This is a genomic window from Lysinibacillus piscis, assembly GCF_026012395.1.
GTDB classification, from domain to species: Bacteria; Bacillota; Bacilli; order Bacillales_A; family Planococcaceae; genus Lysinibacillus; species Lysinibacillus piscis.
The window spans coordinates 15,384-35,417 of sequence record NZ_BRZA01000005.1 but is presented as its reverse complement, the minus strand read 5'-3'; the positions used below and the strand labels follow the sequence as shown (position 1 = coordinate 35,417).

Below are 20,034 nucleotides of genomic sequence, written 5' to 3'. Positions count from 1 at the left end.
CAAAGACTTTGTTTTTACCCTAAAAATGAACCACCTGGATGTGTGGTATTAAAAAGAAGGAATGAAGGGAGGAAAAATCGATGCCTACAATTAACCAATTGGTACGTAAGCCTCGTAAATCTAAAATCACGAAATCAAACTCACCAGCGTTAAACAAAGGATATAACTCATTTAAAAAATCTTTAACTGACGTTAAATCTCCTCAAAAACGTGGTGTTTGTACTCGTGTAGGTACTATGACGCCTAAAAAACCGAACTCAGCGTTACGTAAATACGCTCGTGTACGTTTAACTAACCAAATCGAGGTTACAGCGTACATTCCTGGTGAAGGCCACAACTTACAAGAGCACAGTGTTGTTCTTATCCGTGGCGGTCGTGTAAAAGACTTACCGGGTGTTCGTTACCATATCGTACGTGGTGCTCTTGATACTGCTGGTGTAAACGGTCGTATGCAATCACGTTCTCTATACGGTACAAAACGTCCTAAAGAGAAAAAATAATCTAAAATCTATATGTTACTTACTTAGTGAAAGGAGGAAAACACATGCCTCGTAAAGGTCCTGTTTCCAAACGTGACGTGTTACCAGATCCAATTTATAATTCAAAACTAGTAACTCGTTTAATCAATAAAATGATGATTGATGGTAAAAGAGGTACTTCTCAAAAGATTTTATACGGTGCGTTCGAATTAGTAAAAGAACGTTCTGGTCAAAATCCAATCGAAGTATTCGAAACTGCACTTAACAATGTAATGCCAGTTCTTGAAGTACGTGCTCGTCGTGTAGGTGGTTCTAACTACCAAGTACCAGTTGAAGTACGCCCAGAACGTCGTACAACTTTAGGTCTTCGTTACTTAGTAAACTACTCTCGTCTTCGTGGTGAAAAAACAATGGAAGAGCGTCTTGCTAATGAAATCCTTGATGCTTCTAACAACACTGGTGCATCAGTGAAAAAACGCGAAGATATGCACAAAATGGCAGAAGCGAACAAAGCATTCGCTCACTACCGTTGGTAATCTAAACATTGCATAAGTCCAATTATGGAAGGAGAAAACCTCAATGAAACGCGAATTCTCATTAGAGAATACACGTAATATTGGGATCATGGCTCACATTGATGCTGGTAAAACAACAACAACTGAGCGTATCCTTTATTACACAGGTAAGATTCATAAAATTGGTGAAACGCATGAAGGTGCTTCTCAAATGGACTGGATGGAGCAAGAGCAAGAACGTGGTATCACAATCACTTCTGCTGCGACAACAGCTCAATGGAAAGGCAATCGTGTTAACATCATCGATACTCCTGGACACGTAGACTTCACTGTAGAAGTTGAACGTTCATTACGTGTACTTGATGGTGCAGTAACAGTACTTGATGCACAATCTGGTGTTGAACCTCAAACAGAAACAGTTTGGCGTCAAGCAACTACTTACGGTGTACCACGTATTGTATTCATTAACAAAATGGATAAAATGGGCGCAGATTTCTTATATTCTGTAGGTACATTACATGATCGTTTACAAGCGAATGCACATCCAATTCAATTACCAATCGGTGCTGAAGATGAATTCAAAGCAATCATTGACCTAGTTGAAATGGAAGTAACTTACTACGATAATGAAGAAGGTACTGCATTACGTGAAGGTCAACCAATTCCTGAAGAATACCAAGCGCAAGCTGAAGAATACCGTGAAAAATTAATCGAAGCAATTGCTGAAGTTAATGAAGAAATCATGGAAAAATACTTCGCTGGCGAAGAAATTTCAAAAGAAGAATTAAAAGCAGCTATTCGTAAAGCAACAATCGCTGTAGAATTCTACCCAGTAATCTGTGGTACTGCATTCAAACATAAAGGTGTTCGTAAAATGCTTGATGCAGTAATCGATTACTTACCAGCACCAACTGATGTACCTGCTATTAAAGGTACAACTCCAGATGGTGATGAAACTGAACGTCCATCATCAGACGAAGCGCCATTCTCAGCTTTAGCATTTAAAGTTATGACTGACCCATTCGTAGGTAAATTAACGTTCTTCCGTGTGTACTCTGGTGTTCTTGATTCAGGTTCATACGTACAAAACTCTTCAAAAGGTAAACGTGAGCGTGTAGGTCGTATTCTACAAATGCACGCAAACAGCCGTGAAGAGATTTCAAAAGTATTTGCTGGTGATATCGCAGCTGCTGTAGGCCTTAAAGATACAACAACTGGTGACACTCTTTGTGAAGAGAAAAACCTTGTTATTCTTGAGTCTATGGAGTTCCCAGAACCAGTTATCTCTCTTTCTGTAGAACCAAAATCTAAAGCAGACCAAGATAAAATGGGTCAAGCTTTACAAAAACTACAAGAAGAAGATCCAACATTCCGTGCACATACAGACCAAGAAACTGGTCAAACAATCATCTCAGGTATGGGTGAACTTCACCTTGATATCTTAGTTGACCGTATGCGTCGTGAATTTAAAGTAGAAGCTAACGTGGGTGCTCCAATGGTATCTTACCGTGAAACATTCCGTGGCTCTGCTCAAGTTCAAGGTAAATTTACTCGTCAATCTGGTGGTCGTGGTCAATATGGTGACGTATGGATCGAGTTCTCTCCAAATGAAGAGGGTAAAGGCTTTGAATTTGAAAATGCTGTTGTTGGTGGTGTAGTTCCACGTGAATACATCCCAGCTGTTGAAGCAGGTCTTCGTGATTCACTTGACCGTGGTGTAATCGCTGGTTACCCATTAATCGACATCAAAGCGAAATTATTCGATGGTTCTTACCATGATGTTGACTCCAACGAAATGGCATTTAAAATTGCTGCTTCTATGGCACTAAAAGCTGCTGCTTCTAAATGTAACCCAGTTCTTTTAGAGCCAATGATGAAAGTAGAAGTTGTTATTCCAGAAGAATACCTTGGTGATATTATGGGTAACATCACTTCTCGCCGTGGTCGCGTAGAAGGTATGGAAGCTCGTGGTAATGCTCAAGTTGTTCGTGCAATGGTTCCACTTTCAGAAATGTTTGGATATGCAACAACTTTACGTTCTGCAACGCAAGGTCGTGGTGTATTCTCAATGGTATTCGATCACTACGAGGAAGTACCAAAATCAATTTCTGAAGAAATCGTTAAAAAAAATAAAGGTGAATAATTGAAATTTCATCTTGCATCAAGTATAACTAATTTATAAGCTATGATTATCTGGCTTTAGCTGGGCCCGGTTCGAGCCAGCAATCATAACATAAAAACTAAAACATAGATTATGGGAGGCTTTCTCAAATGGCTAAAGAAAAATTTGACCGTTCGAAAACGCATGCTAACATTGGTACAATCGGACACGTTGACCATGGTAAAACTACATTAACTGCTGCAATCGCTACAGTTCTTTCTAAAAAAATGGGTGGAGAAGCTAAATCTTACGCTGATATCGATAACGCTCCAGAAGAAAAAGAGCGTGGTATCACAATCAATACTTCTCACGTAGAATACGAAACAGAATCTCGTCACTATGCACACGTTGACTGCCCAGGACACGCTGACTATGTTAAAAACATGATCACTGGTGCTGCTCAAATGGACGGCGGTATCTTAGTAGTATCTGCTGCTGATGGTCCAATGCCACAAACTCGTGAACACATCCTTTTATCTCGTCAAGTAGGTGTTCCTTACTTAGTAGTATTCATGAACAAATGTGATATGGTAGACGACGAAGAATTATTAGAATTAGTAGAAATGGAAATCCGTGACCTACTATCTGAATATGACTTCCCAGGTGATGACCTACCAGTAATCAAAGGTTCTGCTCTTAAAGCTCTTGAAGGCGAAGCAGAATGGGAAGAAAAAATCATCGAATTAATGGATGCTGTAGATAGCTATATCCCAACTCCAGAACGTCAAACTGACAAACCATTCATGATGCCAGTAGAGGACGTATTCTCTATCACTGGTCGTGGTACAGTAGCAACTGGCCGTGTTGAACGTGGTCAAGTTAAAGTTGGTGATGTTGTTGAAATCATCGGTATCACTGAAGAAGCTAAATCTACAACTGTAACTGGTGTAGAAATGTTCCGTAAATTATTAGACTATGCTGAAGCTGGTGACAACATCGGTGCATTACTTCGTGGTGTAGCTCGTGAAGAAATCCAACGTGGTCAAGTATTAGCTAAACCAGGCTCAATCACTCCACACACTAACTTCAAAGCTGAAGTTTACGTTTTATCAAAAGAAGAGGGTGGCCGTCATACTCCATTCTTCTCTAACTACCGTCCTCAGTTCTACTTCCGTACAACTGACGTAACAGGTATCTGTAACTTACCAGAAGGCGTAGAAATGGTTATGCCTGGCGATAACATCGAAATGACAGTAGAACTTATCGCTCCAATCGCTCTTGAAGAAGGTACTAAATTCTCTATCCGTGAGGGTGGCCGTACTGTAGGTGCTGGCGTAGTTGCTTCTATCCAAAAATAATTTTAGCCTATGCTAATTTTTTAAACCAATCTGTAGGGACGCCTACAGATTGGTTTTTTTATGTTAAAATAAGGGAAGTAAACAGGAGAAGAAGGTGATGAAAGATGAAAATCTTATTAATAGAAGATGATCCATCAATTTTTGAAATGATTCAAACAAGATTTGCACAATGGTCTTTAAACGTGATTGGACCTAAAAATTTTCAAAAGGTGATGGATGATTTTCTTGAAGAAAAGCCACAGCTTGTACTAATTGATATTCAATTGCCAGCATATGACGGTTTTCATTGGTGTCGTGAAATTCGCCACCTATCGAAAGTGCCAATCCTCTTTTTGTCCTCTAGAGATCATCCAATGGATATGGTGATGGCTATGCAAATGGGGGCGGATGACTTTATACAGAAGCCTTTTCATATGGAAGTACTGCTTGCGAAAGTGCAGGCTATTTTACGAAGAACATATGACTATGTTGAAGAAAAAATGGATGTTACACGTTTTAATAATGCTGTGATTGATTATACACGAAGTGAAATTGTGTATGAGGGAGCCGTTGCTTCATTGACTAAAAATGAGCTATTTATATTACGCATTTTAGTAGAGAGAGCAAATCAAATTGTATCAAGAGATGAACTGATGAGAAAACTTTGGGATGATGAACGGTTTGTCAATGATAATACCTTATCAGTAAATGTAAATCGATTACGCACAAAACTGGAGGACATCGGTTTACAGGAAGTTATTTTAACGAAAAAAGGACTTGGCTATATAGCAGTATACCAAGGGTGAATGACATTGTTATTTTTATTTATACGAGAGCGATTAGCATGGTTAGGCTTTTTTCTATTTATAGTTGTAATGCTGAATGTATTATTTATGCTAGATATAGGATTAAATAGTGTTTCAATTTGGTATGTAAATAGTAGCTTATTTGTTAGCTTTACACTCTTTTTTAGTTGGCGTTATGTTGTAGAGGTTGGGAAATTAAAAGATTTCCTGGGAAATATGAATAGTCAGATGGATGAGCTTCATAAAATGAATTTAACGTTATCACCATTTCAAACGATTTATTTTCGAGAAATGGAAGATATTTTTTTCGTTAAAAATAGCGAATTAAATCAAGCAAAGGTGCAACTACAAGAGTATGCAGATGAATTATTGGCATGGGTTCATGAAGTGAAGGCGCCATTAACAGCGATTAATCTAATGCTAGAGCATGTAGATGATGTAGCATTGCGCCAAAAATTAGAACATGAATGGCTAAGACTTCATTTATTAGTGGATCAACAGCTACATCAAACTCGACTACATTCCATTGAAAAGGACAATTATTTAACAGCAGTTGAACTAAAATCAATTGTTTATAAGGAAATTAGAGCATTAAAAGCTTGGTGTATGGAAAAAGGCATTGGTTTTGAAATTGACACACTTTCAGGTACGGTGATGACAGATGGTAAATGGCTAGCGTTTATTGTACGACAAATTCTTTCAAATGCAATTAAATATAGCCCTGAGAACACTGAAATCACTATCTTTACAGAAATCGATGCAACTGGTGCAACTCGATTACATATCCAAGATGTTGGCATAGGCATCCTTCAAGAAGATTTACCTCGTATTTTTCAAAAATCGTATACGGGTACAATAGGAAGAGAATCTACACAATCTACAGGCATGGGGCTTTATTTAGCCAATAATGCAGCACAAAAAATTGGCATTCGTATTGATGTACAATCAAAAGCTGGGGAAGGTTCATTATTCACACTACGCTTTCCGTTACAAAATGAATATACCAAGCTAAAAGGTAGATGACGAAATTGTCACCTACCTTTTTATATTGTCATGTAAAACGCACGAATTATGAGAGACAACAGGGTACACTTGAAATATAGAAAGGGGAGTTTATAAATTGGCAGTTTTAATTGGTCGTAAAATTAAGAAGGTTTATGGGAAAAAATCAACAGCACAAGAAGTTTTAAAGGGCATTGATATAGAAGTGAATAAAGGCGAATTTGTAGGTATTATGGGACCATCTGGCTCAGGTAAAACAACGCTGTTAAATGTTTTATGTTCTATTGATTTTGCAACAGAGGGTGTGATTGAAATCAATGGTCATAGCTTGCGTAATATGAAAGAGAAGGCATTAGCCAATTTTCGACGGGAGCAGCTAGGTTTTATATTTCAAGATTATAATTTATTAGATACGTTAACAGTGAAGGAAAATATTCTTTTACCATTGGCGATTGGTAAGTTATCTAAAACCATTGCAGAAAGTCGTGTTAAAGAGTTAACAAATTTACTTGGTATTACAGAAATTTTAAATAAATATCCAAATGAAATATCAGGTGGTCAAAAACAGCGTACGTCAGCGGCTCGTGCACTGATTACTAATCCATCCTTAGTATTTGCTGATGAGCCTACAGGTGCATTGGATTCAAAATCAGCAACAGCCTTATTAAAAAATTTACAAAGTATCAATGAAACAAAAGAAGCAACGATTATGATGGTGACACATGATGCTGTAGCAGCTAGTTTCTGTACACGTGTATTATTTTTAAAGGATGGGTCAATTTATAGTGAGCTTTATAAGGGTGATAAAACAAGACAAGCATTTTTCCAAGAAATTATGCATACACAAAGTGTGCTAGGTGGTGACGGTTATGAGTCTTAGTAAACTTGTGCTACGCAGTATGAAGAAAAATATGAAACATTACTATCTTTACTTCTTTGCACTTATTTTTAGTGTTACATTATATTTTTCCTTTGTTACATTGCAATATAATACTGAGGTATGGAAAGCTGTACAATTAAGTGGGACAGCGACGGCAGGCTTTAAGGTAGCAACATATATTTTATATTTTATTGTGTTGTTCTTTGTTCTCTATGCTAATCACTTATTTATGAAGCGTCGCAGTAAGGAAATTGGTTTATATCAGTTGATTGGTATGACAAAAGGCTTGATTGTGCGTTTATTAGCTATTGAAAACGTTGTATTGTTTGTAGGTGCAGTACTCATTGGGATGCTTTTAGGCTTCTTTAGCTCACGTGTATTTGCAATGGTGTTATTACGTGTACTGGAAAAAGAAATGCTTGTGACAATGACATTCAGTACACAAGCACTACAGCAGTCGATGGTTGTATTTGCTATTTTGTTAATGATTGTTCTTATACAGATGGCTTGGATGATTCATCGCGTGTCATTGCTATCATTATTTAGTGCTACAAAGCAAGCTGATGAACGTGTAAGAAGATTTAGCCCTTTCCAAATGACAGTCGGATTTTTAGGGCTTATGTTAATTGGCTATGGCTACTATGCTTCAACAAAGCTATTTAATATGGAAGAGGCTAATAATTTATTTCTAAACATGCTTATTATTTTAATCACAACAATTGGTGGAACGTTCCTCGTTTTTCGTTTCTCTGTAGCGTTTATTATGAATACAATTCGCTTAAATAAAAAGGGACATTTATCAGTCCGAGATGTTCTAGCCTTAACACCCATTATGCATCGGATGAAAAGCAATGCAAAATCTTTAACGTTGATTACGGTACTAACAGGTGTATCTTTAGGGATTACTACATTGTCTTATATTGCGTATTATTCAGCAGAGACATCTGCCTATAGTGAAGTACCAGGTGATTTTATATTACTTGATAATGATGGTGAAGCATTTTTAAAGGCATTAGATGAAAATAAGATTGCATACGATAAAACAGATTACCGTTTGCAAGGTGTATCAGCTGCTATAGGGCAATTAATGTCTGAAGAACAAAAGGACAGCCCTTTATATACAATGGAGGGGATTATTTATACTATTCCACTTTCTGATTATCAACAAATTGTTCCTGATACTTCATTAAAAGATCGCGATGTCATTTTAACAAACTATGGTGGTTATATGGCTGAGATGTTTCCATTAGAGAAGGATCGAGATATTGTTACATCAATAGGGAAATCGGAAGAAACATTCCGTGTTGTGGATATTCAAAAACATAGCTTGATAAGTGGTATTGTGACAGCAGGAGGTGGTGGGCCAGTCTTTGTTGTGACAGATGAAATGTTTAATCACTTAGTAGCAACATCAGAACAAGTCATGCAGCAACACATTATTTCTTTAAAATCCATGAAAGAATATCCTTGGCATCAACAAACGACTATTACGTTAAAATCAAAAGAAGATCTAACGAAGGCAGAGGAATTGTATATTCAAACAGGTACGAATCGTTTGACAGTAACCGATAGTTCAGGGAGCACATATCAGTATAAAAAACTATCTTATGAAATGCAACGTAAGGATAGCGTTGAATCTTTAGGGCTAACTATTTTTATAACAGCATTTTTAGGATTGGCTTTCTTAATGACAACAGGTAGTATTCTATACTTTAAACAAATGTCTGAGGCAGAAGAAGAACGTGATTCCTATACAATTCTAAGAAAGATTGGCTTTACAGAAAGAGATATCATGAAGGGTATTTATATGAAGCAAGCGTTTAACTTTGGAGTGCCTTTAGTAATTGGTTTATTACATAGCTATTTTGCTGTGAAGTCGGGCTGGTTTTTATTTGGTACAGAGTTAACGGCACCATTATGGATAGCGATGTCTTGTTATATCGCACTATATACGATTTTTGCGATTCTTTCAGTGGGTTATTATAGAAGAGTAGTACGTGAATCGTTGTAGTTGATATGAAGAAAAAGAGATAAAGTGAAACTAATAATCGGTGAGAGAGTTCTGCATCTTTCGCGGATTATTAGTTTTTTTGATAGCTCCATTTCAACTCGAATTATTTGAAAGTTTTAAAATATTAATAAGCTACCTTATGTATTGCAATATGTTTAAAAAGATTATATACTTATAAACGGCTTAAATAAGCAATATATAAAGTAGTTATTGAAGAATATCTGCAACATTTAAAAGAATTTAGCGAAAAAGACTTGCTTATTCTTTTTTTATTGTATATAATGTTGAATGTTGGTCTTTGACTGCGATGAAGCGAGAGGTTGCCGACACACCCGGCCGCTTTGCCATGGCGGTGTGTGGGAAAATTTTCGTGGAGAATGTCTAGAAAATAGGCGAGAAGGAGGGAAAATAATGGCAAAACAAAAGATTCGTATTCGTTTGAAAGCGTATGATCACCGTATTTTAGATCAATCTGCTGAGAAAATTGTGGAAACTGCAAAACGTTCGGGTGCAAGTGTATCAGGTCCGATTCCACTTCCAACTGAGAAGTCTGTGTACACAATTCTACGTGCTGTTCACAAGTACAAAGATTCTCGTGAGCAATTCGAAATGCGTACGCATAAACGTCTGATCGATATCGTTAACCCAACACCACAAACTGTTGATGCGTTAATGAAACTTGATTTACCATCTGGCGTTGATATCGAAATCAAACTTTAATGGTAAAAACAATATAACTTTTTAAAACTTACAGGAGGTGTGACAAATGGCTAAAGGAATCTTAGGTAGAAAAATTGGTATGACACAAGTTTTTGCTGAAAATGGCGATTTAATCCCAGTAACAGTAATCGAAGCTACTCCAAACGTAGTACTTCAAAAGAAAACTGTTGATACAGACGGCTACGAAGCAATCCAAGTTGGTTTTGAAGACAAGCGTATTAAGCTTTCTAACAAACCAGAACAAGGTCACGTAGCAAAAGCAAACACTGCTCCTAAGCGCTTCATTCGTGAATTCCGCAACGTGAACGTGGAAGAGTACGAAGTTGGTCAAGAAGTCAAAGTAGAAATTTTCGCAGAAGGCGATGTAATTGATGTAACAGGTGTTACTAAAGGTAAAGGTTTCCAAGGTGTAATTAAACGCCACGGACAATCTCGTGGTCCTATGGCCCACGGTTCTCGTTACCACCGTCGTCCTGGTTCAATGGGTCCAGTTGCTCCGAACCGCGTATTCAAACAAAAGAAATTACCTGGTCAAATGGGTGGCACTGTAGTTACAATCCAAAACTTAGAAATCGTGAAAGTTGATGTGGAACGTAACTTACTACTTGTTAAAGGTAATGTTCCTGGTTCTAAAAAAGCTCTAATTACAGTTAAAACTGCGATTAAAGCTAAGTAATCATTAAAGAAAGGAGGAAACAGGAATGGCAAAAGTATCTGTACTTAGTCAAACAGGTGCTTCAGTTGGTGAAATCGAATTGAACGATGCGATTTTTGGAATCGAACCAAATGAAGCAGTATTATTCGACGCAGTAATCGCTCAACGCGCTTCTCTACGTCAAGGTAACCATAAAGTAAAAAACCGTTCTGAGGTTGCTGGTGGTGGTCGTAAGCCATGGCGTCAAAAAGGAACTGGTCGTGCTCGTCAAGGCTCTATCCGTTCTCCACAATGGCGCGGCGGTGGTATCGTATTCGGTCCAACTCCACGTAGCTACTCTTATAAATTACCTAAAAAAGTTCGTCGCTTAGCTCTTAAATCAGCTTTATCAGCTAAAGTTGTTGAACAAAACTTCTTAGTTCTTGATGCACTAACATTAGCTGCACCAAAAACAAAAGAATTCACAAAAATTCTTAAAGATCTTTCTTTAGAGAAAAAATCTTTATTCGTAACTGCTGACCTAGATGAAAATGTAGCATTATCTGCTCGTAACATCCCTGGTGTAACAGTGTTAACTGCAAATGGAATCAATGTTCTTGATTTATTAGGTCATGAAAATGTTGTATTCACAAAAGCTGCAGTAGAAAAAGTTGAGGAGGTGCTTGGATAATGGAAGCACGTGATATTTTAAAACGTCCGGTCATTACTGAGCGTTCTTCAGAACTTATGGCAGAGAAAAAGTATACTTTTGAAGTAGACACTCGCGCTAACAAAACGCAAGTAAAAGACGCTGTAGAAGAAATCTTTGGCGTAAAAGTTGAGAAAGTAAACGTTCTTAACTACAAAGGTAAATTCAAACGCGTTGGCCGTTATGGTGGTTATACAAACAAACGTCGTAAAGCGATTGTTAAATTAACTGCAGACAGCAAAGAAATCGAATTATTCAACATGTAATAATTGAACGATATAATGTTTTGAGCACTTAAGAAGGAGGGAAAACACAATGGCGATTAAAAAGTATAAACCTACCTCTAATGGTCGTCGTAATATGACGTCTTTAGACTTTGCGGAAATTACAACAAACAAGCCTGAGAAATCATTGCTTGAACCTACAAAACGCAAAGCTGGTCGTAACAACCAAGGTAAAATCACTGTTCGTCATCATGGTGGAGGTCATAAGAAGCAATACCGTGTCATCGATTTCAAACGTACTAAAGATGGCATTCCGGCAAAAGTTGCTACTATTGAGTATGATCCAAACCGTTCTGCGAATATCGCATTAATCAACTACGCTGATGGAGCAAAAGCTTACATTTTAGCACCAAAAGGTCTAGAGGTTGGTCAAACAATCGTATCTGGTCCAGATGCTGATATTAAAGTAGGTAACACATTACCATTAGCAAACATTCCAATGGGTACTACAATCCACAACATCGAGTTAAAACCTGGTAAAGGTGGACAATTAGTACGTTCTGCAGGTACTTCTGCACAAATTCTTGGTCGTGAAGATAAATATGTAATCGTACGTTTACAATCAGGTGAAGTACGTTTAGTATTAGCTACTTGCCGTGCTACAATCGGTCAAGTTGGTAACGAACAACATGAACTTGTACACATCGGTAAAGCAGGTCGTAGCCGTTGGTTAGGCAAACGCCCAGTAGTTCGTGGTTCTGTAATGAACCCTAACGATCACCCACACGGTGGTGGTGAAGGACGTTCACCAATCGGACGTAAATCACCAATGACTCCTTGGGGTAAACCAGCACTTGGTTACAAAACTCGCAAGAAGAAAAACAAATCGGATAAATTCATCATCCGTAGTCGTAAAAAATAAAGTGATTAAACTACGGTTCTATGTGAGAGCCGTGGTGCAATCGCAGAGGGAGGTTCCTACATGGGTCGCAGTTTGAAAAAAGGACCTTTTGTTGATGACCACTTAATGAAAAAAGTGGAAGCTCAAGAGAGTTCAGAAAAGAAACAAGTTATCAAAACTTGGTCTCGCCGTTCTACAATCTTCCCAAACTTCATCGGTTTAACGATTGCTGTTTATGATGGACGTAAACATGTTCCTGTATACGTAACAGAAGATATGGTAGGCCATAAACTTGGCGAGTTCGCACCAACACGTACTTATAAAGGTCACGGTGCAGACGACAAGAAAACAAGACGCTAATTTGAGGGGAGGTAAATCCTAATGACACAAGCTAAAGCTATCGCTCGTACAGTTCGCATTGCTCCTCGTAAAGTACGTCTAGTTGTAGACTTAATTCGAGGCAAGCAAGTTGGTGAAGCAGTTGCAATTTTACGTCATACTCCAAAAGCGGCGTCTCCAGTCGTTGAAAAAGTATTAAAATCTGCAGTTGCTAATGCTGAGCACAACTACGATCTTGACATCAATTCTTTAGTAGTATCTGAAGTATTTGTTGATGAAGGTCCAACATTGAAACGTTTCCGTCCACGTGCACAAGGACGTGCAAGCGCAATTAACAAACGCACAAGCCACATTACTCTAGTGGTATCTGAGAAGAAGGAGGGTTAATCCGTGGGTCAAAAAGTACATCCAATAGGACTACGCGTTGGTATTATTCGTGACTGGGAGTCAAAATGGTACGCTGAAAAAGACTATGCAACTCTACTTCACGAAGACATCAAAGTGCGTAAACACATTGAAACGGCTCTTAAAGACGCTTCTGTTTCTAAAGTAGAAATCGAACGTGCTGCAAACCGTGTAAACATTACAATTCACACTGCGAAACCAGGTATGGTAATCGGTAAAGGTGGTACTGAAGTTGAAAATCTTCGTAAATACCTTAGCGATTTAACTGGTAAACGTGTACACATCAATATTATCGAAATCAAACGTGCTGATCTTGACGCTCGTCTAGTAGCTGAAAATATCGCTCGTCAATTAGAAAACCGTGTATCATTCCGTCGTGCGCAAAAGCAAGCGATCCAACGCACAATCCGTGCTGGTGCAAAAGGAATTAAAACACAAGTATCTGGTCGTTTAGGTGGCGCTGATATCGCGCGTGCTGAACACTATAGTGAAGGAACTGTTCCACTTCATACTCTACGTGCTGACATTGATTATGCACACGCAGAAGCTGACACTACTTACGGTAAATTAGGCGTTAAAGTATGGATCTACCGTGGTGAAGTTCTTCCTACGAAGAAATCTGTGGAAGGAGGCAAATAATATGTTATTGCCTAAACGCGTTAAATACCGTCGTGAACACCGCGGCAACATGCGTGGCGAAGCAAAAGGCGGTAAAGAAGTAGCATTCGGTGAGTGGGGCTTACAAGCTCAAACAGCTAGCTGGATTACTAACCGTCAAATTGAATCTGCCCGTATTGCGATGACACGTTACATGAAACGTGGCGGTAAAGTTTGGATTAAAATCTTCCCACATAAACCTTATACGAAAAAGCCTCTAGAAGTCCGAATGGGTTCTGGTAAAGGTTCTCCAGAAGGTTGGGTAGCAGTAGTTAAACCAGGAAAAGTAATGTTTGAAATTGCTGGCGTATCTGAAGAAGTTGCACGTGAAGCACTTCGTTTAGCATCTCACAAACTTCCTGTTAAATGTAAGATTGTAAAACGTCAAGAAACTGGTGGTGAATCTAATGAAAGCTAATGAAATTCGTGACCTTGCTACTTCTGAAATAGAATTAAAAGTGAAATCACTGAAAGAAGAGCTTTTCAACCTTCGCTTCCAATTGGCGACTGGTCAATTAGAAAACACAGCTCGTATCCGTGAAGTGCGTAAAGCTATCGCGCGTATGAAAACTGTTATTCGTGAAAGAGAAATCAGTGCAAATAACTGATAAAGGAGGTTTTCAAGTATGACTGAGCGTAATCAACGCAAAGTTTACACGGGCCGTGTTGTTTCAGATAAAATGGACAAAACTGTTACTGTTTTAGTTGAAACTTATAAAAAGCACAAGCTTTATGGTAAACGTGTAAAATACTCTAAAAAGTTTAAAGCTCATGATGAGTTAAACACAGCGAAAATCGGTGATATCGTACGTATCATGGAAACTCGCCCGCTATCAGCTACTAAACGTTTCCGTCTAGTTGAAGTTGTAGAAAAAGCGGTTATTATTTAATAACTATTTCGGAACAACCAATTTCCGAAGGGAGGTAACCTAAGTGATCCAACAAGAAAGTCGTATGAAAGTTGCTGACAACTCAGGTGCACGTGAAGTTCTTACAATTAAAGTGCTTGGTGGCTCTGGCCGTAAAACTGCTAACATCGGTGATATCGTTGTTTGTACAGTTAAGAAAGCAACACCAGGTGGCGTTGTCAAGAAGGGTGACGTTGTTAAAGCTGTTATCGTTCGTACTAAATCAGGCGTTCGTCGTAAAGATGGCACGTACATCAAATTTGATGAAAATGCTTGTGTAATCATTCGTGATGATAAATCACCACGCGGAACTCGTATTTTCGGACCTGTTGCACGTGAATTACGTGACAGCAACTTCATGAAAATCGTTTCTCTAGCTCCAGAAGTTCTTTAATTTCATGATAGTGCCAATCAAGGAGGTGCGACAGCATGCATGTAAAAAAAGGTGACAAGGTTAAGGTAATCACTGGTAAGGATAAAGGCAAAGAAGGCGTAATCCTTGCTGCTTACCCTAAGCAAGATCGCGTTCTTGTTGAAGGTGTGAATATCGTGAAAAAACACGTTAAACCTAACCAATTGAATCCACAAGGTGGAATTGTAAGCCAAGAAGCTGCAATTCACGTTTCGAACGTAATGCTAATCGATCCTAAATCTGGCGAGCCGACTCGTGTAGGTTATAAAATCGAAAACGGTAAAAAAGTTCGTGTTGCAAAAAAATCAGGTGCAGTAATCGACTAATTAGTAAATAAAGAAGGGAGGTACACAAATGAGCCGCCTAAAAGAAAAATACTCAAATGAAATTTCACCTGCTCTTATGAGCAAGTTTGGTTATAAATCAGTTATGCAACTACCAAAAGTTGAGAAAATCGTAATCAACATGGGTGTTGGTGACGCAGTTCAAAACTCAAAAGCGCTAGATGCAGCTGTTGAAGAATTATCAATTATTACTGGTCAAAAACCAGTTGTAACAAAAGCAAAAAAATCGATTGCAGGTTTCCGTCTACGTGAAGGTATGCCTATCGGTGCTAAAGTTACATTACGCGGTGAGCGTATGTATGAATTCTTGGATAAATTAATCGCAATCGCACTTCCACGTGTACGTGACTTCCGTGGTGTTTCTAAAAAAGCATTTGACGGTCGCGGTAACTACACATTAGGTGTAAAAGAGCAATTAATTTTCCCAGAAATCGATTACGATAAAGTTTCGAAAGTACGCGGTATGGACATCGTGATCGTAACGACAGCGAACTCTGACGAAGAAGCTCGCGAGTTATTGACACAATTCGGTATGCCGTTCCAGAAGTAATTAAATAAGGAGGGCGAAAACGTGGCTAAAAAATCTATGATCGTTAAACAACAACGTAAGCAAAAGTTTAAAGTACAAGAATATACACGTTGTGAACGCTGTGGCCGTCCACATTCAGTATATCGTAAATTTAAACTTTGCCGTATTTGTTTCCGTGAACTTGCATATAAGGGACAAATTCCTGGCGTGAAAAAAGCCAGCTGGTAATCCCCTAATTTGGGAAGGAGGTAAATGTAATGACAATGACTGATCCGATTGCAGATATGCTTACTCGTATTCGTAATGCGAACATGGTTCGTCACGAGAAATTAGAAGTACCAGCTTCTAATTTAAAAAGAGAAATCGCTGAAATTTTAAAGCGTGAAGGTTTCATTCGTGATGTAGAATACAAGGAAGACGATAAACAAGGCGTTCTTCGTATTTTCTTAAAATATGGAAAAGACAATGAGCGTGTTATTACTGGTTTAAAACGTATTTCTAAGCCTGGTCTGCGTGTATACGCTAAAACAAATGAAGTACCTAAAGTATTAAACGGTCTTGGTATCGCTTTAGTATCAACTTCACAAGGTTTATTAACAGATAAAGAAGCTCGTGCTAAACAAGTTGGCGGCGAAATTCTAGCATACATTTGGTAATTAGCAATTAATGAATGGAGGTGCAACTAAATGTCTCGTGTAGGTAAAAAAATTATCGAGGTACCAGCTGGCGTAACTGTAACTGTTGCTGAAGGCAATGCAGTTACTGTTAAAGGTCCTAAAGGTGAACTTGCTCGTTCTTTCCACCAAGATATGAAAATTGAGCAAGAAGGCAACATCATCACAGTATCTCGTCCTTCTGAATCAAAAGAACATCGTACAAACCATGGTACAACTCGTGCGCTTCTAGCAAACATGGTTACTGGTGTTTCTGCAGGTTTTGAAAAAGCATTAGAACTAATTGGTGTCGGTTACCGTGCGCAATTACAAGGTAAAAAGCTTGTATTAAACGTTGGTTATTCACATCCAGTTGAATTCACACCTGAAGATGGCTTAGAAATTGAAGTTCCTTCTAACACTAAGATCATTATTAAAGGTATTAATAAAGAACGCGTTGGTGCTCTTGCATCTAACATCCGTGACGTTCGTCCACCAGAGCCTTACAAAGGTAAAGGTATTCGTTATGAAGGCGAACATGTACGTCGTAAAGAAGGTAAAACAGGTAAATAATGCGGCTTAAGCATTAGAAAGGAGTGACCCTTGTGATTACGAAACAAGATAAAAATCAAGTTCGTAAAAAACGTCATGCACGTGTACGTTCTAAAATTTCGGGTACTGCTGAGCGTCCACGCTTAAACGTATTCCGTTCAAACAAGAACATTTACGCGCAATTAATCGATGACGTAGCAGGCGTAACACTTGTGAGCGCATCTTCTCAAGAAAAAGGTTTTGAAGGTGCTGGTAGCAATGTTGAGGCGGCAGCTAAAATCGGTGAAGCAATCGCAAAACGCGCTGCGGAAAAAAATATTACTGCTGTAGTATTTGACCGTGGTGGTTACTTATATCATGGACGTGTGAAAGCTTTAGCTGAAGCTGCACGTGAGAACGGTTTAGTATTCTAATAAGAAGGAGGGACACATTTCATGAGTCGAATTGACGCAAACAAACTTGGAGAACTTGAAGAACGCGTAGTTACTATTAACCGTGTTGCTAAAGTTGTTAAAGGTGGACGTCGCTTCCGCTTCACAGCATTAGTTGTAGTAGGCGATAAAAACGGACATGTAGGTTTTGGTACTGGTAAAGCTCAAGAGGTGCCAGATGCTATCCGCAAAGCTGTTGAAGATGCGAAGAAAAACTTAATCGAAGTGCCACGCGTAGGTGGAACAACTCCACACTTAGTGCAAGGTCGCTTCGGTGCAGGTTCAATCTTAATTAAACCTGCTGCTCCTGGTACAGGAGTTATCGCTGGTGGTCCAGTACGTGCAGTACTAGAACTTGCTGGTATTACTGATATTCTTTCAAAATCTCTTGGGTCTAACACACCAATTAACATGGTGCGTGCAACTATTCAAGGTTTAACTGAATTAAAACGCGTAGAGGACGTAGCTAAATTACGTGGTAAATCAGTGGAAGAATTATTAGGATAAGGGGGGAAAGATAATGGCAAACAAATTAGAAATCACCCTTACTAAATCTGTGATTGGTGCAAAACCAGGACAACGCAAAACTGTCGAAGCATTAGGTTTACGCAAATTACACCAAACTGTTGAACAAGCTGATAACGCAGCTATTCGCGGTATGCTTAATAAAGTAGCTCACTTAGTTACTGTAAAAGAAAATTAATTTTCAATTATTGAACAAGGAGGTGCCACCCACTATGAAACTGCATGAGTTAAAACCAGCAGAAGGTTCTCGTAAACAACGTAATCGCGTTGGTCGTGGTATCGGTTCTGGTAACGGTAAAACAGCAGGTAAAGGTCATAAAGGTCAAAACGCTCGTTCTGGTGGCGGAGTACGCCCAGGCTTTGAGGGCGGTCAAAACCCATTATTCCGTCGTTTACCAAAACGTGGCTTTACGAACATTAACCGTAAAGAATACGCTATCGTTAACCTTGACGTACTAAATCGTTTCGAAGATGGTGCAGAAGTAACAGCTGCATTATTACTTGAAACTGGTCTAGTGAGCAATGAAAAAGCTGGAATTAAAGTTCTTGGAAACGGAACTCTTACTAAAAAGCTTACAGTAAAAGCTCATAAATTCTCTGCTTCAGCAAAAGAAGCAATTGAGAATGCCGGCGGAACTACTGAGGTGATTTAATGTTTCAAACAATCTCTAACTTTATGCGTGTTCGAGATATAAGAAATAAAATCATCTTTACATTATTGATGTTAATTGTGTTCCGTATTGGTACGTTTGTTCCTGTACCAAATGTTGACGCAAATGTATTAAAGGCAACTGATGAGTTCAACCTCGTTGGTTTCCTCAATACTTTTGGCGGTGGTGCACTCGCAAACTTCTCTATCTTTGCGATGGGAATTATGCCTTACATCACGGCCTCAATCATTGTCCAATTATTGCAAATGGACGTTGTACCGAAATTTGCAGAGTGGGCGAAGCAAGGTGAAGTTGGAAGACGTAAACTTGCACAATTCACTCGTTACTTTACAATTATTCTTGCCTTTATTCAATCATTCGCAATGTCATTTGGTTTTAACAAAATGTACGGTGGCTCATTGATTAAAGAAGAGGGAATTTTAACATATGTTACAATTTCTATTGTATTGACAGCGGGAACAGCATTCCTTGTATGGTTAGCTGAGCAAATTACTGCTCACGGTGTTGGAAATGGTATTTCTGTGATTATCTTCGCAGGTATCGTTGCAGCATTACCTACAGGAGTAAACCAAATCTATGCACAGCAAATCGAGGGTGCTGGCGATAAATTATTTATCAACATCATTATCCTTGCTTTACTTGTATTGATTTTACTTGCTGTTGTAGTTGGAGTAATTTATGTACAACAAGCGTTGCGTAAAATTCCAATTCAATATGCAAAACGAGTTACTGGACGCAATCAACAAACAGGTGGACAACAAACTCATTTACCGTTAAAAGTAAATGCTGCAGGGGTTATTCCAGTAATCTTCGCAGTAGCGTTTCTTACTACACCACGTATGTTAGTCGCGTTTTTCGATCAAAACAGTGTAACAACATTCATTCAAAACACGTTTGATTATACAAAACCTGCTGGAATGATTATTTACGTTGCCTTGATCATAGCGTTCACATATTTCTACGCATTCGTACAAGTGAATCCTGAAAATGTGGCAGATAACTTGAAAAAACAGGGTGCATATATTCCAGGCATTCGTCCTGGTGAAAACACTCAAACGTATTTAACAAGCGTGTTATATCGTCTGACATTCGTTGGGGCGATTTTCTTGACTGTTATTGCTGTTATGCCAATTTTATTCATTAACATGATGAAATTGCCTGCTGCAGTGCAGATCGGTGGTACTAGTATTATTATCGTAGTCGGCGTAGCGCTGGAAACGATGAAACAGCTAGAATCTCAACTTGTTAAACGTCACTACAAAGGCTTTATGAAATAATGTTGGTTTTTG

Annotated in this window: 30 protein-coding genes; all 30 read left to right on the top strand. The window is 38.6% G+C overall.

Annotation, left to right across the window (positions count from 1 at the left end; genetic code table 11):
* Positions 1 to 80: 80 nt before the first annotated feature.
* The 30 genes from rpsL to secY all read left to right on the top strand — a co-directional run bounded on the left by rpsL (position 81) and on the right by secY (position 20,022).
* Positions 81 to 500, top strand: a complete 420-nt coding sequence (rpsL, locus tag OPF91_RS15800; protein WP_004233609.1) for a 30S ribosomal protein S12 — start codon at positions 81 to 83, stop codon at positions 498 to 500.
* 44 nt (positions 501 to 544) lie between these two features.
* The gene (gene rpsG, locus OPF91_RS15795; RefSeq protein ID WP_264989895.1) at positions 545 to 1,015 is read left to right on the top strand and encodes a 30S ribosomal protein S7; all 471 of its coding nucleotides are present in this window, start codon (positions 545 to 547) and stop codon (positions 1,013 to 1,015) included.
* A gap of 43 nt (positions 1,016 to 1,058) precedes the next feature.
* Positions 1,059 to 3,137: an elongation factor G gene (gene fusA, locus OPF91_RS15790; protein WP_264989894.1), complete on the top strand. Its 2,079-nt coding sequence runs from the start codon at positions 1,059 to 1,061 to the stop codon at positions 3,135 to 3,137.
* 128 nt (positions 3,138 to 3,265) lie between these two features.
* On the top strand, positions 3,266 to 4,453 hold the full coding sequence (tuf, locus tag OPF91_RS15785) for an elongation factor Tu (protein WP_264989893.1): 1,188 nt from the start codon (positions 3,266 to 3,268) through the stop codon (positions 4,451 to 4,453).
* Positions 4,454 to 4,557: 104 nt separating this feature from the next.
* Positions 4,558 to 5,238, top strand: coding sequence for a response regulator transcription factor (locus tag OPF91_RS15780; RefSeq protein ID WP_264989892.1), 681 nt, complete (start codon positions 4,558 to 4,560; stop codon positions 5,236 to 5,238).
* A 6-nt stretch (positions 5,239 to 5,244) separates the two neighbouring features.
* A complete protein-coding gene (locus OPF91_RS15775; protein ID WP_264989891.1) occupies positions 5,245 to 6,261 on the top strand; it encodes a sensor histidine kinase in 1,017 nt (338 codons plus the stop codon).
* Between the two features lie 97 nt (positions 6,262 to 6,358).
* The gene (locus OPF91_RS15770; protein WP_264989890.1) at positions 6,359 to 7,120 is read left to right on the top strand and encodes an ABC transporter ATP-binding protein; all 762 of its coding nucleotides are present in this window, start codon (positions 6,359 to 6,361) and stop codon (positions 7,118 to 7,120) included.
* Positions 7,110 to 9,131 (top strand): FtsX-like permease family protein, encoded by a 2,022-nt coding sequence (locus tag OPF91_RS15765; RefSeq protein WP_264989889.1) that lies wholly within the window; start codon positions 7,110 to 7,112, stop codon positions 9,129 to 9,131. Before OPF91_RS15770 ends, OPF91_RS15765 begins: the two co-directional genes overlap by 11 nt.
* Before the next feature lie 411 nt (positions 9,132 to 9,542).
* On the top strand, positions 9,543 to 9,851 hold the full coding sequence (rpsJ, locus tag OPF91_RS15760) for a 30S ribosomal protein S10 (RefSeq protein WP_004233624.1): 309 nt from the start codon (positions 9,543 to 9,545) through the stop codon (positions 9,849 to 9,851).
* A 46-nt stretch (positions 9,852 to 9,897) separates the two neighbouring features.
* Positions 9,898 to 10,527 carry a 50S ribosomal protein L3 gene (gene rplC / locus OPF91_RS15755; protein WP_264989888.1) on the top strand — a complete coding sequence of 210 codons (630 nt, stop codon included), beginning with the start codon at positions 9,898 to 9,900 and terminating at the stop codon, positions 10,525 to 10,527.
* A gap of 25 nt (positions 10,528 to 10,552) precedes the next feature.
* Positions 10,553 to 11,176, top strand: coding sequence for a 50S ribosomal protein L4 (gene rplD, locus OPF91_RS15750; RefSeq protein WP_264989887.1), 624 nt, complete (start codon positions 10,553 to 10,555; stop codon positions 11,174 to 11,176).
* Entirely contained in the window at positions 11,176 to 11,460 is a 285-nt protein-coding gene (gene rplW, locus OPF91_RS15745) for a 50S ribosomal protein L23 (RefSeq protein WP_264989886.1), read from the top strand. Before rplD ends, rplW begins: the two co-directional genes overlap by 1 nt.
* A gap of 49 nt (positions 11,461 to 11,509) precedes the next feature.
* Complete coding sequence (rplB, locus tag OPF91_RS15740; RefSeq protein ID WP_264989885.1) at positions 11,510 to 12,340, top strand: 50S ribosomal protein L2; 831 nt, start codon at positions 11,510 to 11,512, stop codon at positions 12,338 to 12,340.
* A 60-nt stretch (positions 12,341 to 12,400) separates the two neighbouring features.
* A complete protein-coding gene (rpsS, locus tag OPF91_RS15735) occupies positions 12,401 to 12,679 on the top strand; it encodes a 30S ribosomal protein S19 (protein WP_036200750.1) in 279 nt (92 codons plus the stop codon).
* 21 nt (positions 12,680 to 12,700) lie between these two features.
* Positions 12,701 to 13,045, top strand: a complete 345-nt coding sequence (gene rplV / locus OPF91_RS15730; RefSeq protein WP_004233639.1) for a 50S ribosomal protein L22 — start codon at positions 12,701 to 12,703, stop codon at positions 13,043 to 13,045.
* A gap of 3 nt (positions 13,046 to 13,048) precedes the next feature.
* On the top strand, positions 13,049 to 13,702 hold the full coding sequence (gene rpsC, locus OPF91_RS15725; RefSeq protein WP_264989884.1) for a 30S ribosomal protein S3: 654 nt from the start codon (positions 13,049 to 13,051) through the stop codon (positions 13,700 to 13,702).
* Position 13,703: 1 nt separating this feature from the next.
* Positions 13,704 to 14,138 (top strand): 50S ribosomal protein L16, encoded by a 435-nt coding sequence (gene rplP / locus OPF91_RS15720; protein WP_264989882.1) that lies wholly within the window; start codon positions 13,704 to 13,706, stop codon positions 14,136 to 14,138.
* Complete coding sequence (gene rpmC, locus OPF91_RS15715) at positions 14,128 to 14,328, top strand: 50S ribosomal protein L29 (protein ID WP_004233646.1); 201 nt, start codon at positions 14,128 to 14,130, stop codon at positions 14,326 to 14,328. Before rplP ends, rpmC begins: the two co-directional genes overlap by 11 nt.
* A gap of 18 nt (positions 14,329 to 14,346) precedes the next feature.
* Positions 14,347 to 14,610, top strand: coding sequence for a 30S ribosomal protein S17 (gene rpsQ / locus OPF91_RS15710; RefSeq protein WP_004233648.1), 264 nt, complete (start codon positions 14,347 to 14,349; stop codon positions 14,608 to 14,610).
* 43 nt (positions 14,611 to 14,653) lie between these two features.
* Positions 14,654 to 15,022, top strand: coding sequence for a 50S ribosomal protein L14 (rplN, locus tag OPF91_RS15705; RefSeq protein WP_004233650.1), 369 nt, complete (start codon positions 14,654 to 14,656; stop codon positions 15,020 to 15,022).
* Between the two features lie 35 nt (positions 15,023 to 15,057).
* Positions 15,058 to 15,366 (top strand): 50S ribosomal protein L24, encoded by a 309-nt coding sequence (rplX, locus tag OPF91_RS15700; protein ID WP_053482809.1) that lies wholly within the window; start codon positions 15,058 to 15,060, stop codon positions 15,364 to 15,366.
* 28 nt (positions 15,367 to 15,394) lie between these two features.
* Positions 15,395 to 15,934, top strand: a complete 540-nt coding sequence (gene rplE / locus OPF91_RS15695; RefSeq protein WP_264989880.1) for a 50S ribosomal protein L5 — start codon at positions 15,395 to 15,397, stop codon at positions 15,932 to 15,934.
* 21 nt (positions 15,935 to 15,955) lie between these two features.
* Positions 15,956 to 16,141 carry a type Z 30S ribosomal protein S14 gene (locus tag OPF91_RS15690; RefSeq protein WP_004233656.1) on the top strand — a complete coding sequence of 62 codons (186 nt, stop codon included), beginning with the start codon at positions 15,956 to 15,958 and terminating at the stop codon, positions 16,139 to 16,141.
* A 29-nt stretch (positions 16,142 to 16,170) separates the two neighbouring features.
* Positions 16,171 to 16,569, top strand: a complete 399-nt coding sequence (gene rpsH / locus OPF91_RS15685) for a 30S ribosomal protein S8 (protein ID WP_264989877.1) — start codon at positions 16,171 to 16,173, stop codon at positions 16,567 to 16,569.
* Positions 16,570 to 16,599: 30 nt separating this feature from the next.
* Positions 16,600 to 17,139, top strand: a complete 540-nt coding sequence (rplF, locus tag OPF91_RS15680; protein WP_264989875.1) for a 50S ribosomal protein L6 — start codon at positions 16,600 to 16,602, stop codon at positions 17,137 to 17,139.
* Positions 17,140 to 17,171: 32 nt separating this feature from the next.
* Positions 17,172 to 17,531, top strand: coding sequence for a 50S ribosomal protein L18 (gene rplR, locus OPF91_RS15675; protein ID WP_264989874.1), 360 nt, complete (start codon positions 17,172 to 17,174; stop codon positions 17,529 to 17,531).
* Between the two features lie 21 nt (positions 17,532 to 17,552).
* Positions 17,553 to 18,056, top strand: coding sequence for a 30S ribosomal protein S5 (gene rpsE / locus OPF91_RS15670; RefSeq protein WP_264989872.1), 504 nt, complete (start codon positions 17,553 to 17,555; stop codon positions 18,054 to 18,056).
* A 13-nt stretch (positions 18,057 to 18,069) separates the two neighbouring features.
* Complete coding sequence (gene rpmD / locus OPF91_RS15665; RefSeq protein ID WP_264989870.1) at positions 18,070 to 18,252, top strand: 50S ribosomal protein L30; 183 nt, start codon at positions 18,070 to 18,072, stop codon at positions 18,250 to 18,252.
* 34 nt (positions 18,253 to 18,286) lie between these two features.
* Complete coding sequence (gene rplO / locus OPF91_RS15660; RefSeq protein ID WP_264989868.1) at positions 18,287 to 18,727, top strand: 50S ribosomal protein L15; 441 nt, start codon at positions 18,287 to 18,289, stop codon at positions 18,725 to 18,727.
* Positions 18,727 to 20,022 (top strand): preprotein translocase subunit SecY, encoded by a 1,296-nt coding sequence (gene secY / locus OPF91_RS15655; protein ID WP_264989866.1) that lies wholly within the window; start codon positions 18,727 to 18,729, stop codon positions 20,020 to 20,022. The genes rplO and secY overlap by 1 nt, the downstream gene beginning before the upstream one ends.
* The last annotated feature ends 12 nt before the right edge of the window (positions 20,023 to 20,034 follow it).

Coding starts and splice junctions, on each gene's coding strand:
- rpsL (WP_004233609.1), top strand. CDS start 81: ATGCCTACAATTAACCAATTGGTACGTAAGCCTCGTAAATCTAAAATC.
- rpsG (WP_264989895.1), top strand. CDS start 545: ATGCCTCGTAAAGGTCCTGTTTCCAAACGTGACGTGTTACCAGATCCA.
- fusA (WP_264989894.1), top strand. CDS start 1,059: ATGAAACGCGAATTCTCATTAGAGAATACACGTAATATTGGGATCATG.
- tuf (WP_264989893.1), top strand. CDS start 3,266: ATGGCTAAAGAAAAATTTGACCGTTCGAAAACGCATGCTAACATTGGT.
- OPF91_RS15780 (WP_264989892.1), top strand. CDS start 4,558: ATGAAAATCTTATTAATAGAAGATGATCCATCAATTTTTGAAATGATT.
- OPF91_RS15765 (WP_264989889.1), top strand. CDS start 7,110: ATGAGTCTTAGTAAACTTGTGCTACGCAGTATGAAGAAAAATATGAAA.
- rpsJ (WP_004233624.1), top strand. CDS start 9,543: ATGGCAAAACAAAAGATTCGTATTCGTTTGAAAGCGTATGATCACCGT.
- rplC (WP_264989888.1), top strand. CDS start 9,898: ATGGCTAAAGGAATCTTAGGTAGAAAAATTGGTATGACACAAGTTTTT.
- rplD (WP_264989887.1), top strand. CDS start 10,553: ATGGCAAAAGTATCTGTACTTAGTCAAACAGGTGCTTCAGTTGGTGAA.
- rplW (WP_264989886.1), top strand. CDS start 11,176: ATGGAAGCACGTGATATTTTAAAACGTCCGGTCATTACTGAGCGTTCT.
- rplB (WP_264989885.1), top strand. CDS start 11,510: ATGGCGATTAAAAAGTATAAACCTACCTCTAATGGTCGTCGTAATATG.
- rpsS (WP_036200750.1), top strand. CDS start 12,401: ATGGGTCGCAGTTTGAAAAAAGGACCTTTTGTTGATGACCACTTAATG.
- rplV (WP_004233639.1), top strand. CDS start 12,701: ATGACACAAGCTAAAGCTATCGCTCGTACAGTTCGCATTGCTCCTCGT.
- rplP (WP_264989882.1), top strand. CDS start 13,704: ATGTTATTGCCTAAACGCGTTAAATACCGTCGTGAACACCGCGGCAAC.
- rpmC (WP_004233646.1), top strand. CDS start 14,128: ATGAAAGCTAATGAAATTCGTGACCTTGCTACTTCTGAAATAGAATTA.
- rpsQ (WP_004233648.1), top strand. CDS start 14,347: ATGACTGAGCGTAATCAACGCAAAGTTTACACGGGCCGTGTTGTTTCA.
- rplX (WP_053482809.1), top strand. CDS start 15,058: ATGCATGTAAAAAAAGGTGACAAGGTTAAGGTAATCACTGGTAAGGAT.
- rplE (WP_264989880.1), top strand. CDS start 15,395: ATGAGCCGCCTAAAAGAAAAATACTCAAATGAAATTTCACCTGCTCTT.
- rpsH (WP_264989877.1), top strand. CDS start 16,171: ATGACAATGACTGATCCGATTGCAGATATGCTTACTCGTATTCGTAAT.
- rplF (WP_264989875.1), top strand. CDS start 16,600: ATGTCTCGTGTAGGTAAAAAAATTATCGAGGTACCAGCTGGCGTAACT.
- rpsE (WP_264989872.1), top strand. CDS start 17,553: ATGAGTCGAATTGACGCAAACAAACTTGGAGAACTTGAAGAACGCGTA.
- rpmD (WP_264989870.1), top strand. CDS start 18,070: ATGGCAAACAAATTAGAAATCACCCTTACTAAATCTGTGATTGGTGCA.
- rplO (WP_264989868.1), top strand. CDS start 18,287: ATGAAACTGCATGAGTTAAAACCAGCAGAAGGTTCTCGTAAACAACGT.
- secY (WP_264989866.1), top strand. CDS start 18,727: ATGTTTCAAACAATCTCTAACTTTATGCGTGTTCGAGATATAAGAAAT.